Origin of the sequence: Hahella sp. CCB-MM4 (assembly GCF_002260525.1) — a bacterium.
Lineage (GTDB): Bacteria > Pseudomonadota > Gammaproteobacteria > Pseudomonadales > Oleiphilaceae > Hahella.
Genome location: NZ_MRYI01000003.1, coordinates 578,312 through 593,717, shown reverse-complemented (window position 1 = coordinate 593,717; position 15,406 = coordinate 578,312). Strand labels below are relative to the sequence as shown.

The 15,406-nt window shown below is 50.0% G+C and carries 14 protein-coding genes; 10 read left to right on the top strand and 4 right to left on the bottom strand.

Annotated elements, in window-relative coordinates; genetic code table 11:
- Positions 1-97 precede the first annotated feature (97 nt).
- The 6 genes from BTA51_RS09750 (at position 98) to BTA51_RS09725 (ending at position 7,488) form a co-directional block, all read left to right on the top strand.
- Positions 98-1,708, top strand: a complete 1,611-nt coding sequence (locus BTA51_RS09750) for a peptide ABC transporter substrate-binding protein (protein WP_094707232.1) — start codon at positions 98-100, stop codon at positions 1,706-1,708.
- A gap of 81 nt (positions 1,709-1,789) precedes the next feature.
- A complete protein-coding gene (gene oppB / locus BTA51_RS09745) occupies positions 1,790-2,710 on the top strand; it encodes an oligopeptide ABC transporter permease OppB (protein WP_094707231.1) in 921 nt (306 codons plus the stop codon).
- Between the two features lie 9 nt (positions 2,711-2,719).
- Positions 2,720-3,652 (top strand): ABC transporter permease subunit, encoded by a 933-nt coding sequence (locus tag BTA51_RS09740; RefSeq protein ID WP_094707230.1) that lies wholly within the window; start codon positions 2,720-2,722, stop codon positions 3,650-3,652.
- A gap of 15 nt (positions 3,653-3,667) precedes the next feature.
- A complete protein-coding gene (locus BTA51_RS09735; RefSeq protein WP_141215569.1) occupies positions 3,668-4,657 on the top strand; it encodes an ABC transporter ATP-binding protein in 990 nt (329 codons plus the stop codon).
- A gap of 21 nt (positions 4,658-4,678) precedes the next feature.
- On the top strand, positions 4,679-5,662 hold the full coding sequence (locus tag BTA51_RS09730) for an oligopeptide/dipeptide ABC transporter ATP-binding protein (protein ID WP_094707229.1): 984 nt from the start codon (positions 4,679-4,681) through the stop codon (positions 5,660-5,662).
- 23 nt (positions 5,663-5,685) lie between these two features.
- Complete coding sequence (locus BTA51_RS09725; protein ID WP_094707228.1) at positions 5,686-7,488, top strand: aminopeptidase P family protein; 1,803 nt, start codon at positions 5,686-5,688, stop codon at positions 7,486-7,488.
- Between the two features lie 47 nt (positions 7,489-7,535).
- On the opposite strand, the gene BTA51_RS09720 is transcribed toward BTA51_RS09725, so the two are convergent.
- Positions 7,536-8,096 (bottom strand): DUF2846 domain-containing protein, encoded by a 561-nt coding sequence (locus BTA51_RS09720; RefSeq protein ID WP_094707227.1) that lies wholly within the window; start codon positions 8,094-8,096, stop codon positions 7,536-7,538.
- A gap of 320 nt (positions 8,097-8,416) precedes the next feature.
- Between BTA51_RS09720 and BTA51_RS09715 the strand changes: the two genes are divergently transcribed.
- Together BTA51_RS09715 and sixA are read left to right on the top strand one after the other, a co-directional pair.
- Complete coding sequence (locus BTA51_RS09715; protein WP_094707226.1) at positions 8,417-8,602, top strand: hypothetical protein; 186 nt, start codon at positions 8,417-8,419, stop codon at positions 8,600-8,602.
- A gap of 22 nt (positions 8,603-8,624) precedes the next feature.
- On the top strand, positions 8,625-9,086 hold the full coding sequence (sixA, locus tag BTA51_RS09710) for a phosphohistidine phosphatase SixA (protein ID WP_094707225.1): 462 nt from the start codon (positions 8,625-8,627) through the stop codon (positions 9,084-9,086).
- A 91-nt stretch (positions 9,087-9,177) separates the two neighbouring features.
- Here sixA and BTA51_RS09705 read toward each other — a convergent pair whose 3' ends face one another.
- Entirely contained in the window at positions 9,178-10,989 is a 1,812-nt protein-coding gene (locus BTA51_RS09705; RefSeq protein ID WP_246840984.1) for a choice-of-anchor D domain-containing protein, read from the bottom strand.
- A gap of 589 nt (positions 10,990-11,578) precedes the next feature.
- Positions 11,579-12,091, bottom strand: a complete 513-nt coding sequence (locus tag BTA51_RS09700; protein ID WP_094707224.1) for a helix-turn-helix domain-containing protein — start codon at positions 12,089-12,091, stop codon at positions 11,579-11,581.
- 103 nt (positions 12,092-12,194) lie between these two features.
- Here BTA51_RS09700 and BTA51_RS09695 point away from each other — a divergent pair, with 103 nt between their 5' ends.
- Positions 12,195-13,307: an NADH:flavin oxidoreductase gene (locus tag BTA51_RS09695; RefSeq protein WP_094707223.1), complete on the top strand. Its 1,113-nt coding sequence runs from the start codon at positions 12,195-12,197 to the stop codon at positions 13,305-13,307.
- 151 nt (positions 13,308-13,458) lie between these two features.
- Here BTA51_RS09695 and BTA51_RS09690 read toward each other — a convergent pair whose 3' ends face one another.
- Positions 13,459-14,256 (bottom strand): ABC transporter substrate-binding protein, encoded by a 798-nt coding sequence (locus BTA51_RS09690; protein WP_168188115.1) that lies wholly within the window; start codon positions 14,254-14,256, stop codon positions 13,459-13,461.
- A 418-nt stretch (positions 14,257-14,674) separates the two neighbouring features.
- Between BTA51_RS09690 and BTA51_RS09680 the strand changes: the two genes are divergently transcribed.
- Positions 14,675-15,367, top strand: coding sequence for a hypothetical protein (locus BTA51_RS09680; protein WP_094707220.1), 693 nt, complete (start codon positions 14,675-14,677; stop codon positions 15,365-15,367).
- Positions 15,368-15,406: the final 39 nt, after the last annotated feature.

Sequence of the window (15,406 nt, the reverse complement as noted above, 5' to 3'; positions counted from 1 at the left end):
GAATCTCACTCTAATATTCTTAAAGCTGATTGAGAATAAATTGTATACAATATACATTTTTCTCGTTGTATAACGACAAAAACACAACGAGGAAGTTATGAAGATAAGAACATTGCTGATGCTGAGTTCCCTGCTGTGCAGCGTCACGACACTGAATGTCCTGGCAAAACCTTACCCCGCAGGAACCTCGCTCGCAGAGAAGCAGGAAATTACCTTAAACAATGGTGCCGAAGTCACTTCCATTGATCCTGCCAAACAAGCGGCGGAACCAGCGTTTAATCTGGGACGAGACCTGTATGAAGGCCTTGCTGTCCAGGATAAACTGGGCAGAACCATCCCCGGCATCGCCGAGAGTTGGTCGGTAAACGACGATAATACGGTTTACACATTTAAGTTGCGTCATTCAAAGTGGTCAAACGGCGACCCTCTGACCGCAAAGGATTTTGTATACGCCTGGCAACGCCTGCTTGATCCGAAAACGGCCTCTCCCTATGCCTGGTTTGCCGCCATTCCCAAGATAAAGAACTCCGCCAAAATCATGAAAGGGAAAGCAGACCCCGGTACTTTAGGGGTGCGTGCTGTCGATGACTACACCTTTGAAGTTACCCTTGAGCAATCCGTCCCATTCTTTCTGAAACTCATCAGCCACCCGGTTTTGGTTCCGGTACATAAGGCCACTATTGAAAAATATGGCAGTGAGTGGACGCAACCTGAGCATATTGTGACTAACGGTGCATTTACCGTCTCGGAATGGAAAGTCAATGAAAAGCTGGTGCTGGTGAAAAATCCTAATTATTGGGATGCGGATAATGTGGTTCTGGAGAAAATCACCTGGCTGCCGATTGGTGACGCTAACGTGGCTTTGAACCGGTACCTGGCGGGTGAGATCGATCAGGTGCTGGCCCTGCCTTCGGCACAGAAGAAACAGTTGCTTAGGAAATATCCGGATGAAATTGCCAATACCAGCGCTTCGTTGGGCTCAACATTCTACTATCTGAATACTGCGGAAGGGCCGACGAAAGACATCAGGGTACGTAAGGCATTATCCTACGCGATTGATCGTGAAATCCTGACCAACGCCATCCTGAATAACGGTGGAATTCCCATGTATAACCTGGTCCCACCACAAACAGACGGCTATAAGGAAATCATTCCGGAGTTTGCCGGCTGGAGCCAGAAACAGCGAAACGAAGCCGCGAAAAAGCTGATTACGGAGGCGGGTTATGGCAAGGATAACCCCCTGAGACTGACCTTCACTGTTCCGACATTTTCCGGTGATGTCAAATTGGCGACCGCTATGGTGGGCATGTGGAAAAGTGTTCTGGGAGCCCAGGTGGAAATCAAGCAGCTGGAGCCGAAGGTGTTCTACGCATTGAAAGAGCCGGGAAATATCAATCGGGGAGGCTGGACGGCGGACTATAACGAGGCGTCAACCTGGCTCGATATTTTTATCTCATCCGGTGAGTACAACGACTCAAGGTATAACAACCCGAAATATGATGAACTGATGGCCTTATCAAAAGTGCTGGCAGATCCGTCTGAAGAATACCGGCAGGCTGAGTCGCTGCTGATCAACGACATGGCCATCATTCCCGTGTACCGCCCGGGTAATGACAAATATCTGGTCAAACCCTATATCGGCGGTTACGAACGCACTAATCCTGAATCTTCATACTATCGCAAGAACGTGTACGTGAAAGCCCATTAGTCGGGCGGCTTTTGGACCTGGTCTCCGGTGGTTCTCTGAACTCATCCAGGTCCTTTTTTATGGAATTCAGGGAGCTTCTTTATGTTGCTTTATATTTTACGCCGTCTGCTGATTGCCATACCGACGTTATTGTTTATCGCCCTGGTGTCATTCTGGCTGATGCACGTGGCTCCCGGCGGGCCTTTTGACATGGAGCGGCCCATGCCGGAAGTGGTGCGGGCCAACATCGAAGCCAAATTTCATCTGGACGAACCCTTTCTTACACAGTTTTTTATTTATATTGGTGACTTCCTCCAGGGAGATCTGGGGCCGAGCTTTGTGTATCAGGACTTCACCGTCACTCAACTGGTTGCCCAGTCATGGCCGGTGTCCGCCACGCTTGGTGTGTTGTCATTCTGCATTTCCGTGCCCACGGGCATGTTGCTGGGTGCGTTGGCGGCGCTCAATCGTAACAGCCGGCTGGATTATTTCCTGATGTCACTGTCAATGACGGGGGTTGTTATCCCGGCCTTTGTCCTGGCTCCGGTCATGGTCACCATTTTTTCAATTCAGTTGGGGTGGTTCCCTGCAGGGGGCTGGGAAGGGGGAAAACCGATATTTCTGGTACTCCCGGTAATGAGTCTCGCCATTGGTTCCATTGCCAGTATCGCCCGGGTGACGCGCGGTGCCATGATTGAGACGTTGAATCAGCCCTACATTCGTACCGCCAGAGCTAAGGGGCTGTCTACTGGCTATATTCTCTTTCACCATGCTCTACGGCCATCTCTGATTCCTGTAGTGGCCATGTTGGGGCCGGCCTTCGTGGCGGTGGTCACAGGCTCGGTCATTATCGACATATTCTTCGGAACAGGGGGAATGGGGCAACACTTTGTTTCCGGTGCGCTCAACCGGGATTACGGACTGGTGATGGGGATTACGCTGATCGTGGCCTCACTGACCATATTCTTCAATCTGGTGGTGGATCTTTTATATACCATCATCGATCCGCGGATTCGGATATAGGAGACTGGGATGCTGGTGACCAATAAAATCAATACCCAACAGCTCGCCGATCAGCTGGCAGACAATGTTGAGGCTGTTGCCGGACGGAGTCTCTGGCAGGATGCATGGGCCCGCTTTAGAAAAAATCGTGCTGCCATGATCTCGGTATGTGTTCTGCTGTTTATCATCGTCTGTATTGTGATCGGCCCAAGCATCGCTTCTTTCAGTCACGATGAGATCGACTGGAATGTGGTGGCGGATCCTTATGAACTGGGCAAACCATCACTCAGCTCCGGACATTATTTCGGAACCGATGACCTTGGCCAGGATTTGTTTGCCCGTACGATGAAAGGCGGTCGCCTGTCGATCATGGTTGGATTTATGGGGGCTCTGGTGGCGGTGGTTATCGGCACACTCTGGGGCAGTATTTCCGGTTATGTAGGTGGGGTGGTTGATAGCACGATGATGCGAATTATTGAAGTGCTCGATTCGGTACCCTTCATGTTCATGGTGATCCTGTTCGTCACCTTGTTCGGAAACAATATTTACTTGATCTTTATCGTGATCGGTATGGTGTCCTGGCTGGGGATTGCCCGTGTGGTACGGGGAGTCACTTTCAGCATCAAGAAGCGTGAGTTCATCGAGGCGGCTCATTCCATTGGTGTTTCCAAAATCACCATCGTACGGCGCCATGTGCTGCCGAATGTGTTGGGGATCGTGATGGTGTATTCCTCTTTGATGGTTCCGGGATTCATCATGTTCGAATCATTCCTCAGCTTTCTGGGACTGGGAGTTCAGCCACCGGATACCAGTTGGGGAATTCTGATTGCTGAAGGTGCCAAAACCATCGATGTGGCGATATGGCTGTTGATGTTCCCGTCTGTTTTCCTGGTGGCCACGCTGTTCTGTTTTAACTTTATCGGCGACGGTCTTCGTGATGCACTCGACCCGAAAGATCGTTGAGGATAAGGACTCATCATGACCATTCTATCTGTTGAAAATATGAACGTCCGCTTTGAGACCCCTGATGGCCTGGTACAGGCGGTAAGCGATCTTTCTTTTAAAGTGAAAGCCGGGGAAACCCTGGGAATCGTCGGGGAATCCGGTTCCGGCAAGAGCCAGTCGGTGTTTGCCCTGATGGGCCTGACGGCCGATAACGGCCAGGTGACAGGGGCAGCCAACCTGCACGGAGAGAATCTACTGTCCATGTCTAAGCGCCAACTGAACCGGGTTCTGGCGGAAAAAATCGGCATGATCTTTCAGGATCCAATGACCTCATTGAATCCATTTATGAAAATCGGCAAACAGCTGTGTGAGGTTCTGATATTTCACAAGGGGATGAGTAAATCCCAGGCACGAGCGGAGTCCATTCGCATGCTGGATGCTGTTCGTATTCCTTCGCCGAAGATCCGTATGAACCAGTATCCCCATGAGCTGTCCGGGGGAATGCGTCAACGCGTAATGATTGCGATGGCGCTGCTGTGCCGGCCCGAGTTATTGATTGCTGATGAGCCAACCACCGCGTTGGATGTCACCGTACAGGCGCAAATTCTGGTGCTCCTTCGTGAGCTTCAGGCGGAATTCAATACTGCGATTCTGCTGATCACCCATGATATGGGCGTTGTTGCAGAGATGTGTGATCGGGTTCTGGTGATGTATGGCGGGAGGAAAATGGAAGAGGCTGATACCGACACCCTGTTTGAAAGCCCGGGACATCCCTATACCCAGGGATTGCTCAAGGCGATACCTTCGATCACTGAGGATATGCAGAGATTGCCGACGATTCCGGGTAACCCTCCGAGTGCATTGATCAACAGTAAAGGATGCCCGTTTCATGAGCGCTGTCACCATTCGCAACCCGTTTGTCGCACATCTGTTCCGTCAGTATTACCGGTTGCCGGCAGTCAGTACATCGCTTGCCATGTGATGGGGAAAGACAATGTAACCCCCTTGGTGCGGACAGCTTAAGAGATAACAACGAGGAATAGGATGTTGAAAGAGGTTTTATTATCCGCCCGGGACTTAAACGTGCACTACCGGGTCGGTAAGCACCTTCTGCCCAGCCGACGCAAGATCGTGAAAGCGGTCAATGGGATTGATCTGGATATCTATCGGGGTGAGACGCTGGGTATAGTGGGGGAGTCCGGCTGCGGTAAGTCTACTCTGGCACGGGCACTGCTTCGATTGGTCGAGCCCACGGACGGAGACTTGCTGTGGAAAGGGGAAAACCTGCGTGGCTTCAGTAAACTGACATTGGCCCGTCGCCGCCGTGAATTTCAGATGGTCTTCCAGGATCCTACCGCGAGCCTGAATCCACGCCTGACAGTCTCCGAGTGTATCGCGGAACCTCTGCTAACCCATGAGCCGCAGCTCAAACGCCAGGAAGTTGAGCGCCGAGTCATCGCCATGATGGATAAAGTCGGGCTGTTAGCAAATCAGCGTAACCGTTATCCTCATGAATTTTCCGGAGGCCAGTGCCAGCGGGTCGGGATTGCCAGGGCATTAATCCTGAACCCGGACCTGGTAGTGTGCGATGAACCGGTCAGCGCGTTGGACGTCTCTATTCAGGCGCAGGTGATCAACCTGCTGAACGACCTGAAGCAGGAGATGGGGCTGACTCTGGTGATGATCGCTCACGATTTAAGTGTGGTGCGCCATATCAGTGATCGTGTCATGGTGATGTATTTGGGGAAACCCATGGAGGTTGGCCGTTATGATCATGTGTTCGATCAGGCCCGGCACCCCTACACCAAAGCACTGCTTTCTGCCGTGCCTATTGCGAATCCCCGTCTGGCGCGAAATCGTCAGATTCAGTTGTTGCCTGGGGATCTCCCATCTCCGCTAAATCCTCCGACTGGATGTGTGTTTCGCACCCGGTGCCCGGAGGCAACGGATCAATGTGGTCGGCAATCACCGACAAAAAGCGGTAATGAACAACACCATATATTTTGTACCAATACGCAAATTGCATAGCATTAATTAGGAACCCTGTAAGAATGAACAACCCGCCTGTATCACAACGGCTTGCTGATCTTCGTCAGCTTATGGCCGATCACGGCTTCGACGCTTATATCGTCACGAATAACGACCCGCATTCCAGTGAATACTCTGCTGATCACTGGTTGGCACGTACCTGGATTTCCGGTTTTACAGGCTCGGCAGGTAATGTCGTCATCACGCCTGAAGGTGGCGGATTATGGACCGATGGCCGCTACTATATTCAGGCTGAAGAACAACTTTCAGGGTCCGGGCTGACACTGTTTAAAGCCAGGCAGCCGGAAACCCCGACGATTCCTGAATGGCTGGCAGAAAGCTTATCGGAAGGGGCAACCGTGGCGGTGGATGGACGTTCCATCAATATGGCGTTTTATCAGGAGTTAGTTGAGGTATTTGGCTCTAAGAAAATTCAACTGGTTCTCGACAAGGATCTGATCACCCCGGTCTGGGAAAACCGTCCGGCCCGCCCACAAGCCCCTGTGTTCAATCATGGACTTGAATATGCGGGAATCGAAACCCGCGACAAAATTCAATTGATCAGGAAGTGGATGTCAGAGCAGGGCACAGATGTTCTATTGGTGTCCAAACTGGATGATGTGATGTGGACTCTCAATATTCGAGGTGCCGATATCCGGTTCTGTCCAATTGCTGAATCCTATCTTTTGATCTCCAAAGATGCCTGTCAGGTCTTTATCAGTGGCGATAAACTTCCGGATACCGTCAGCAAAACAATTGCTGGGCAAGGGGGTACAGCTCTTGATTATGAGGAGGTCAAAACCGCCATAAATCAACTGCCCGAGGGGAGCAAGCTGGCGATTCATCCGGCCAGTGTGGACAGCCTTTTGGTCAGCGGCATAAATTCCGGCATTCATTTGATAGAAATCTCCAGTCCGGTCACGGACATGAAGGCGCAGAAGAATTCCACTGAAATTTCCAACATGGAGCAAGCACTCTGCTTGGACGGGGTGGCCATGGTGAAGTTCATGTGCTGGTTGGAGTCGCAAGTGCTGGATGGTCAGGTTTCAGAGCTGTCCGCAGAGGCGCAGCTCAAAGCCTATCGCCAGCAAAACCAACATTATATTGGTGACAGCTTCCGTACTATTGCCGGCTTTGCCGCTCATGGCGCTAAAATGCATTATTCCGCAGACGCTCAGAGCAATGCGGTCGTGGATGGCGGTAATTTCTTCCTGATCGATTCCGGTGGGCAGTATCTCGGGGGAACGACGGATATTACGCGTACCTTTCACTTTGGCACACCGACAGCCCAACAGCGAAAAGATTACACGCTGGTCCTCAAGGCCGTGATCCGACTGTCCCAGACAAAATTTCTCAAAGGGTCCACAGGGGCCAACCTGGATATCATGGCCCGTGGGGTACTGTGGCAGCACGGCATTGACTACAAATGTGGCACCGGCCATGGCGTGGGGCTTTGCCTGAATGTTCACGAGGGGCCGCAGAACTTTTCCCAGAGCCATAAAGAGGTCGAGCTAAAGCCGGGCATGGTCATTACCAACGAACCGGGAGTCTATCGTGAAGGTGAATACGGCATTCGTATTGAAAATATCATGAAAGTGGTGGAACTGGAGGAGAATGAATTCGGCACCTTCTACGGATTCGAGACGATCACTCTGGCCCCGATTGCCACCAATCCGCTAGAGATGTCGATGCTTTCCCTAGAAGAAATTGAGTGGCTCAATAACTATCATTGCCGGGTGTGGGATGCTATTGGACAACACTTGGATGAATCCCAGAGAGCTTGGCTGAAGGAGGCCATTGCTCCAATAGGGAAGGATAAGGCTTAGCGTTTAATCCATGTGCCCCACACCTTTTGGGGGGGCACATTTCAATATTATCTGTCTTCTATTTGTGGCTTTCTTTGGACTGGCTCATGCCGCAAAGTGGCAAGACACGAGACTTCAGATGAATCTCTGAGTGAAGGTAATCTATCTAATGCAAAATCCGGCTTAACTTGTGCCACAGTGTAATAGAATCTCATTAATTCACCTTGGTAAAGTTCGTACTTTGAGGGGGAAGATATGATTTCAGATTCCGGAATGCCCTGCTCATAGTTCAGTTCCACATTGAACTCTACATATAAGGTTTGTCCTGCTTCAGCCTCTAGCCCAACTTCCATGAAGTGTCGCCTTGCACTGTTGACTGGAAAGGAGACAACATGCTTGCCCGGCATAACCTCGCGCCTTAAATATCCACCATTTGATAACTCACCTGTTACTTCACCATCTAGTTTTACTTCGTAGCAATCGAGAGCACCAACTGTTCTTTTCAGTCTGTAGGCGTAGACTTCTGCTTTTGATTCATCTCTTTGGTACTGAACTTCACCATATATGGGCCCCTTGGCTCCGCATCCCTGAATAAAAAAAACGAGCAGCAGTATGGCTAGGTGTTTCATCTAAAATGGTCTCCTGGAGCACACCGATAATGGCTTTTGGTAGTTTTAAAATCGGAATATTTAAATTTGTGCCTTTAAATATTGAAAGCCTTCGAACATTTAAGGCGATATAGAGTAGCGTTTATGGAGGCTATGGTCGAGCGGGCTATGGCAGACCAATAGACGCATGCTGCTCTCCCTCTTAATACTTAGAAGCCTCAATTCTCAGAAGCCACTATCCTAAGATGAATAGTACTATCAAGCACGATGCTCCTGACTGGACTATTTTTAAAGAGGGTCTGACCTGGAATTCGTAGAAGATATTAGTTTGAGATCGCCTTATGAAAGCAGTGGGAATTATCGGTTTATTATTGGTTCTTTTGTATGTCGCGTTCATGTCTGTCGAACAAGGCAAAGAGGCTGAGGAACAAAAGGCACAGGCTGAACAGCAGGTTGAACAGGCCCAGAAGCAGATAGAAGAGGCGATGAAGAAAAACATGGAGCGACTGGATCAAGAGGCTCAGTGATTCATGTTAGAGGGAGCTGATTATGCCAATCTACCTTGTTCAACACGGTAAAGCCTTTTCGAAAGAACAGGATGCCGATCGTTCACTTAATCCTGAGGGTATTGCGGAAACCCGTTCTGTCGCAGCAACGCTAGCCAAGCGACGGGTTCCCGTTACGACTATCTGTCACAGTGGCAAAAAGCGTGCGGTGCAGACTGCCGAGCTCATTGCGGAAGCGCTGGGTTGCACGGATGTAAAACAGTTAAGTGGGCTTCAGCCCAATGATGATGTCAGTGCAATGGCTTCTGCCCTGGATCCGGCAAGCCATACCCTGTATGTCGGTCATCTGCCATTTATGGACAGGATGGCGGGCTATCTGATCACCGGTGATGACTCCCGAAAGGTGGTGAAGTTCCAGAATTCAGCCGTTGTCTGCCTGGACAAAACAGACGAAACCGACCACTGGCTGGTGGATTGGATGCTGGTGCCATCATTTATCGTATAGCTATCGGAACCTAAAAGCCGCCCAAAGAGATGCATGAACTCTGAGGGCGGCTTGGTCATATCAGAATGTCTGTCTGATTAGCTTTGTCTGATTAAGGCGTCGGCTTCAGATCCAGGTTGATAGTGTTATCCGGTCCAGCCAGGAACTGATTGAGAACACTGGTCAGTGGTCCACAGTTTTCCAATGCGGACAGGTTATAGGATCCGACCAGCTTACCTCCATTGAGTGGTTCGAACACATCACCCTCAGGAGATGCCACGGTGAGGTTGAGCGGATCAATGGTGCGGCAGCTATCGCCACCTCCAATTGGAATGTCCAGGCCAAAGAGGCTGACGGTGACACTCGGTACTTTAATATTCACGTGAGCATTAGCGTTCAGGGCGCCGTTGACGAGACTGCCGGTGGTTTGTTCCGTGGGCTCGAATTCAATGGCCGCAGTGGCTGTCAGCTTGCGGAATATGCGTGAAATCTGGAAGGTGCCTTGGGTAGGATCAAGCATCATATCCCCGGTAAACATACCGGTAGAGAGGTCCAGTTCACTTTCAATTGACCCGGTCAGAGGGAGGGTTCCACCAGACGCTGCCACATAAGTACTGCCATTGACGCTCATGCCGAGGTGCTGGGTGGTGTCTCCACCGTCTTTGCCGCTGCCGGTGAGAGCAACTGTTACAGTGGCTTCATCCGGATCATCTGACTCTATGGTCAGCATATCGCTGCTTGGCATCTCCGAATTGGCGGTGTAAGTGAGGGTAATCGCGCAATTGGCTTTAGGCTCGACAATACTGCAATCCGTTCCGGTAATCAGAAAATCTGTATTGTTGCTCAGGGATACATTATTGATGTTCAGGGCCGCACCGCCGACATTGGATACGGTTAATGTGCGCTCTGTCGAGGTGCCGATGTCGATGGCTCCGAAATCGATCGCTTCTTCACTCAGCTCAATATCGGCACCAGCTTCCAGAACGCCGTTACCTGATATGGCCACGGAAACGCTCGGCGTATCCGGATCATCGGAGGCGATGGTCAGTTCAGCGCTTTTAGGACCTTCTTCTGCGGCTGCATAGGTCACGTTGACGATACAGCTCTCACCAGAGGCAAGGGTTGTACAGCGATTGGATTGGGTAAACTCGGCAGCATTGAGGCCGTCAATAGTGACACTATTGATACCCAGAATTTCACCACCGGCATTACTGACGGTGACATCCATCTGTTGTGATGTACCTAGCTGGACATCGCCAAACTCCACTGCCTTTGGATCCACCTGGATATCCTGGGGAATACCGGGGCCACCTTCGGTGATTTTAAAAGTGTGAAGTACATTATCCTGGCCATCAACAAGGGTACAGTCGGAGGTGAACTGGCCTACCGGACCATCGGCGGGGCTTCCATCTTCCTTGAGACTGGTCATTTCCAGCACCAGATCGTTAATCGTGATCTGGGCAGAACCGACATCTTCTGCTGTGAAGGTCTCGGCGGGTGCTTCGCCGGTCGCGGGTACATCAAAGTCGCCCGGATCGGTGGGAACGGTGGTTGGCTCAATATTGAGAGGTACTTCGATGTCCACATTCCTGCTAGAGGTGGTGAGGGCTGCAAGACTGGTCGCTTTACCCGTTACCGTTTTTGCCTGCATCAACGCCAGGCCCTGTCTGGAAGCATCATTCACTCGCGTGAGAGTGTTCACCATAACCGGGCCGATCGTGTCGCCAACCTGAACTTCGGAAGGGTAGTCTGTGGTGATGGTGGCGTGGATCGGTTGATCGCCGATGAGAGGAAATGGGCACATCATATCCAGTTCCAGGGTCACTGGATCGGCATTGGCCATACCATGGGCTGTCATTAGTACAACGCTGGCAATGGCGGTGCATAATCGGGATTTGTTGAAAGATACACATAACGGATTCATTGTTTCATTCGTCCTTTTCTGTTTTGTACGAAACCATGGGCGCGATGACAGCTGTCACCTGCGGTGGATTTCGTCATGGTTGAATAAGTACATAGAGGTCGATTGATATCGACTTCGATTCAGGAATCCAGAAGGATTCAATGCACCTGTTTGATCCGTTTTTATGAGAGCTTTATATCAGCATATATGTGTATGCATGAATAAAGGTATATAGAGCAGCGTTGTGGTTGTTTTAAAACAATGGAGAAAGTTTATTTGTGTCGCTGCACGGAGCAGGATTCTATTGGTCTGTGAAAATATATGGCAAGTATATTTAAAAATATTATTATAATTTAATAACTTACAGTCTGTGTTAGAAATGGACTATGCCGTGTGATGATAGCGGGGACGTTGATTTGAGAAGATATAGGAAAAAGAGGGATATATATTATAAGTTTTAGGGCTATGTAATCTTGCTATTGAAGGATAAGCCAAATGATAGCTGATTTAGGCTGTGGCTATACCATAGGTTTAATCAGCTGGTTTCAAGATGTTTTCTGATTGGCGATTCTTTTGTTGGTTCCGTCAGGTTTGACTACGGGAATGCGAGTCAATCGCCGGACGTGATTTGATCACGGGACATGATTTCATCACTGCCTGACAGGACATCATCACTTCCCATCACTTTATTGCTTACCATCACATCCCGGATATCCAATGCCTGGCCATCCTGATCACACACCCTGACAGGTGCAATGGGGCTCCCGGTGAGACGATTTCGCATGTCCAATGGTTCCTGACCCGGGGAGGGGGTCCAGCGGTCTCCCCACTGACGCAGGGCAACCAGCATGGTAAAGAGGTCTCGGCCTTTATCGGTCAGACGATATTCATAGCGGCAGCCGTGTTCTCCCACGTTCACTTTTTGCAGAACATCGCTTTCCACCAGCCTGGTCAGTCTGGTGCACAGAATATTGCGGGCAATTCCCAGCTCCTGCTGAAAATCCACAAAGCGGCGGGTGCCATACATTGCCAGCAACACGATACGTAATGACCACCAATCTCCCACCTCATCCAGAGCGCGGGCGACGGAGCAAGTTGAGTCTTCAAAGCGTTTTTTCACCATAGAGTGCAGTCTATCGAAAAGAGTTGCATTTTGAAACTGTTTTAAATATGGTTGCGTTTTGAAACTAAATTTCCCTGATCACAAATGTTGTGAAGGAGGCGTTATGAGCCTGAATCTGGGCCCTATGTTTGAACCGTTTTCATATAAATCACTGAACCTGCGTAACCGTGTGGTGATGGCGCCCATGACCAGGAACTTTTCTCCGGGAAATGTTCCTGGGGAAGATGTGGCCACCTATTATCGCCGCCGCGCTGAAGGCGGTGTCGGCCTGCTGGTGACAGAAGGCACGACCATTAATCATCCGGCATCCAATGGTTATCCCAATGTTCCTGCGTTCCATGGTGAGGAGGCTTTGGCAGGCTGGAAGCGTGTGGTAGAAGAAGTGCATGCGGCGGGCGGACAGATTATTCCTCAGCTTTGGCACGTAGGTGCGGTACGTAAAGAGGGAATTGAGCCGGACCCATCGGTACCGGGCTACAGTCCTTCAGGTCTTTATGCTCCGGGCAAAGAATCCGGGAAAGCAATGACCCAGCAGGATATCGATGACGTGGTGCAAGCTTTTGCAGACGCTGCCCGTGACGCCAAAGCCATCGGCTTTGACGGGATTGAACTGCACGGCGCACACGGCTATCTGATCGATCAGTTTTTCTGGGAAGGAACCAATCAGCGTCAGGACGGATATGGTGGCTCAATGGCCAACCGCCAGCGCTTTGCCCTGGAGATCATCCGTGCAGTACGTGAAGCCGTCGGTGAAGACTTCGCCCTGGTGTTGCGTTTCTCTCAATGGAAAATGCAGGATTACGACGCGAAACTGGCAAACACGCCTGAGGAACTCGAACAATTTCTGTTGCCTCTGTCTGAAGCCGGGGTCGACATATTTCATGCTTCCCAACGTCGTTTCTGGGAGCCTGAATTTGAAGGTTCTAACCTGAATCTTGCCGGATGGACAAAGAAACTCACTGGTAAGCCTGCCATATCTGTGGGAAGTGTCGGGCTGGCGGAAGATTTTGTCAGTGGAACTTTCATGAGCCAGCAGGAAGCTGTGGCCCAATCCGGTATTGATGATCTGGTTGCCCGCATGCAGGCCGAGGAATTCGACATGATTGCGGTGGGTAGAGCGTTGTTGCAGGACCCCGAGTGGCTGACCAAGGTGCGTGAAGGTCGTGAGGCGGACATTGAGCCTTTTGCCAAGAAATCACTGACGACCCTTGTATAGAATCAGGGCCGGGTCATTTTAAAGGGCGGTCCTAACCGCCCTTTTCTTATTTTGGTCAACTGTTTATTTGGTCAACTGGTCAACTGGTCAACTGGTCAACGGGTATATTAGCCAATTAAGTTATGAGTCTAACGTGGCAGAATATTCGAGGTTACTGAAGATACTTCTGTTGCAGCTTGTGATAGGTGCCGTCCTGTTTCATCTCATCAAGCGCTGCCTGCCATTCCCGTATGATTTCGTCATCTGTTCCCAAGCTGAACGCCAGATAATAGAAAGTGCCGGTGTCCAGGGGAATCAACGGGATCACCTGATCCATCGTCATATCATATTTTTTAAGTTCCATCGCCATGGCCATCGGGACTTTGTTGATTAACTGAGCCCGGCCATAGATAAACTTGGCGAAACTTAAATCCTCATTATGAATCAGCTCAAGATTCTTGCCTTCCCTGAAGCCCATGGCCATGAGCTGGTTGGCTGTGGCGGAATCACGTACTGCAGTGGTCATATATTTTTTGGCGTCTTCAAAAGAGTCGACCACGACCTTGGCACTTTTCTTTAGTTTGTACAGGTAGACTTCCCGGCTTGCGATAGGGCCCACCCATTTGAAAAGGTATTGACGCTGGGCTGTACGCGCGGTGGTAAACAACATGACGTTATCGCGGTTCTTCAGATAGTTATAAGCCCTTGCCCAAGGGAGTACGCTGATTTCCTTGTTCGGAAGATGAATTCTGTAAAGAATTTCTCTGACAATTTCTGTGGAAAATCCGGTTAGCTGATCGTTGACCAGAAAGTTATAGGGAGGGTAATTCTCCGTATAGATGTCCAGCTGTTCGGATTGTGCCTGGGTGGAGCCGGCAAAACCTAGAATCAGCGTGACAAATATAAAATTGAGTGCTGCGGGTAAACGGCCAATTAACGTCATCGGTCCGGCAAATTTGTTGTTTAACAAGTTGATTTGCAAATACTGCGTGCACCTGCAGAGGCAGATATCCGGATAAAAGTCACGTTCCCTGGCGAGCTTGTCGATTACTCATAAAGTAATAATCAGTTATGAAAGGTATAGGTGAAAACGGTTAACTGTCAAACCTCTGTTTGTTTAATAAATGTTGCAGATGGAAGGATATGGCTCAGAGGAAACACTGAATTTCGCCGGGGTATTCCTGAATATTCAACTAGACTCAAAAGAGGGATTGCCTGGAGCCGATTTGCAGATGGATGGGGAGGGCTGCCGGAAAGCAGACTTCGTGTTTTTTTCTAAATACCTATATCCAGATATCTATATCCAGATATCTATATCCAGATAGGTGTGTGGCCGGTGGTTGATTGGGATGGACAAACACCCATCGAAATAGGTAAGCAGGCGAACTGTGAATCATCAACGGTTAGCAAATTCCACCGCACACAGTGCCGGTAAGATGGCTTTGAAGTTATTGTTGCTGGTATCTGTTGTCACTGCTCTGAATTTTGCCGGTCAGTGGCTGGCCGACTATCTGAACTTTCAAGTCTGGCCGCATAACCCCGAATATATGGACCGGATTGTCCTGGTGCTCATGATTGTTTTCTTTATCTTTATGACGCTGCCATTTTTTCCCGCAATTGAGATTGGTCTTTTATTGCTGGCCCTGGTCAGTGTGAAAGGCGTTATTGTGATCTATTGCCTGACGATTCTGGCATTGTCTCTGGCTTTTGAAGTCGGCCGGTATATTCCCCTCAATGCGTTAGTCAGATTGCTGAACTTTTTTCATCTGACCAAAGCCTCCCGGATCATTGCTGGAATGGCTGAAGTCGAGCGCAGGGATCGCCTGGATACCTTGCGGGAGGCGCTTGGGTCCGACAAATCCCGATTCTGGGTCAATCATCGTTATCTGCTGGTCGCCGTTCTATTGAATATGCCAGGTAATTCCGTCATCGGGGGCGGTGGTGGTATTGCCCTATTGTGTGGAATGAGTGGAATCCATTCATATGGCCGTTTTCTCCTGACGACCATGTTGGCTGCATTGCCCATACCGGCTTTAGTGATTGCTCAGAAATTAATGCTGGTCCCATTTCAGTTTTATTAGCGCCTGTTGTCACTCAAGTGCAATGAGGCGTGGCTAGTC

Excerpts from the sequence above, each read along its gene's own strand:
- BTA51_RS09730 (WP_094707229.1), top strand. The coding sequence starts at position 4,679 with ATGTTGAAAGAGGTTTTATTATCCGCCCGGGACTTAAACGTGCACTAC.
- BTA51_RS09740 (WP_094707230.1), top strand. The coding sequence starts at position 2,720 with ATGCTGGTGACCAATAAAATCAATACCCAACAGCTCGCCGATCAGCTG.
- BTA51_RS09705 (WP_246840984.1), bottom strand. The coding sequence starts at position 10,989 with ATGAATCCGTTATGTGTATCTTTCAACAAATCCCGATTATGCACCGCC.
- BTA51_RS09700 (WP_094707224.1), bottom strand. The coding sequence starts at position 12,091 with ATGGTGAAAAAACGCTTTGAAGACTCAACTTGCTCCGTCGCCCGCGCT.
- BTA51_RS09695 (WP_094707223.1), top strand. The coding sequence starts at position 12,195 with ATGAGCCTGAATCTGGGCCCTATGTTTGAACCGTTTTCATATAAATCA.
- BTA51_RS09735 (WP_141215569.1), top strand. The coding sequence starts at position 3,668 with ATGACCATTCTATCTGTTGAAAATATGAACGTCCGCTTTGAGACCCCT.
- BTA51_RS09715 (WP_094707226.1), top strand. The coding sequence starts at position 8,417 with ATGAAAGCAGTGGGAATTATCGGTTTATTATTGGTTCTTTTGTATGTC.
- oppB (WP_094707231.1), top strand. The coding sequence starts at position 1,790 with ATGTTGCTTTATATTTTACGCCGTCTGCTGATTGCCATACCGACGTTA.
- BTA51_RS09720 (WP_094707227.1), bottom strand. The coding sequence starts at position 8,096 with ATGAAACACCTAGCCATACTGCTGCTCGTTTTTTTTATTCAGGGATGC.
- BTA51_RS09725 (WP_094707228.1), top strand. The coding sequence starts at position 5,686 with ATGAACAACCCGCCTGTATCACAACGGCTTGCTGATCTTCGTCAGCTT.
- sixA (WP_094707225.1), top strand. The coding sequence starts at position 8,625 with ATGCCAATCTACCTTGTTCAACACGGTAAAGCCTTTTCGAAAGAACAG.
- BTA51_RS09750 (WP_094707232.1), top strand. The coding sequence starts at position 98 with ATGAAGATAAGAACATTGCTGATGCTGAGTTCCCTGCTGTGCAGCGTC.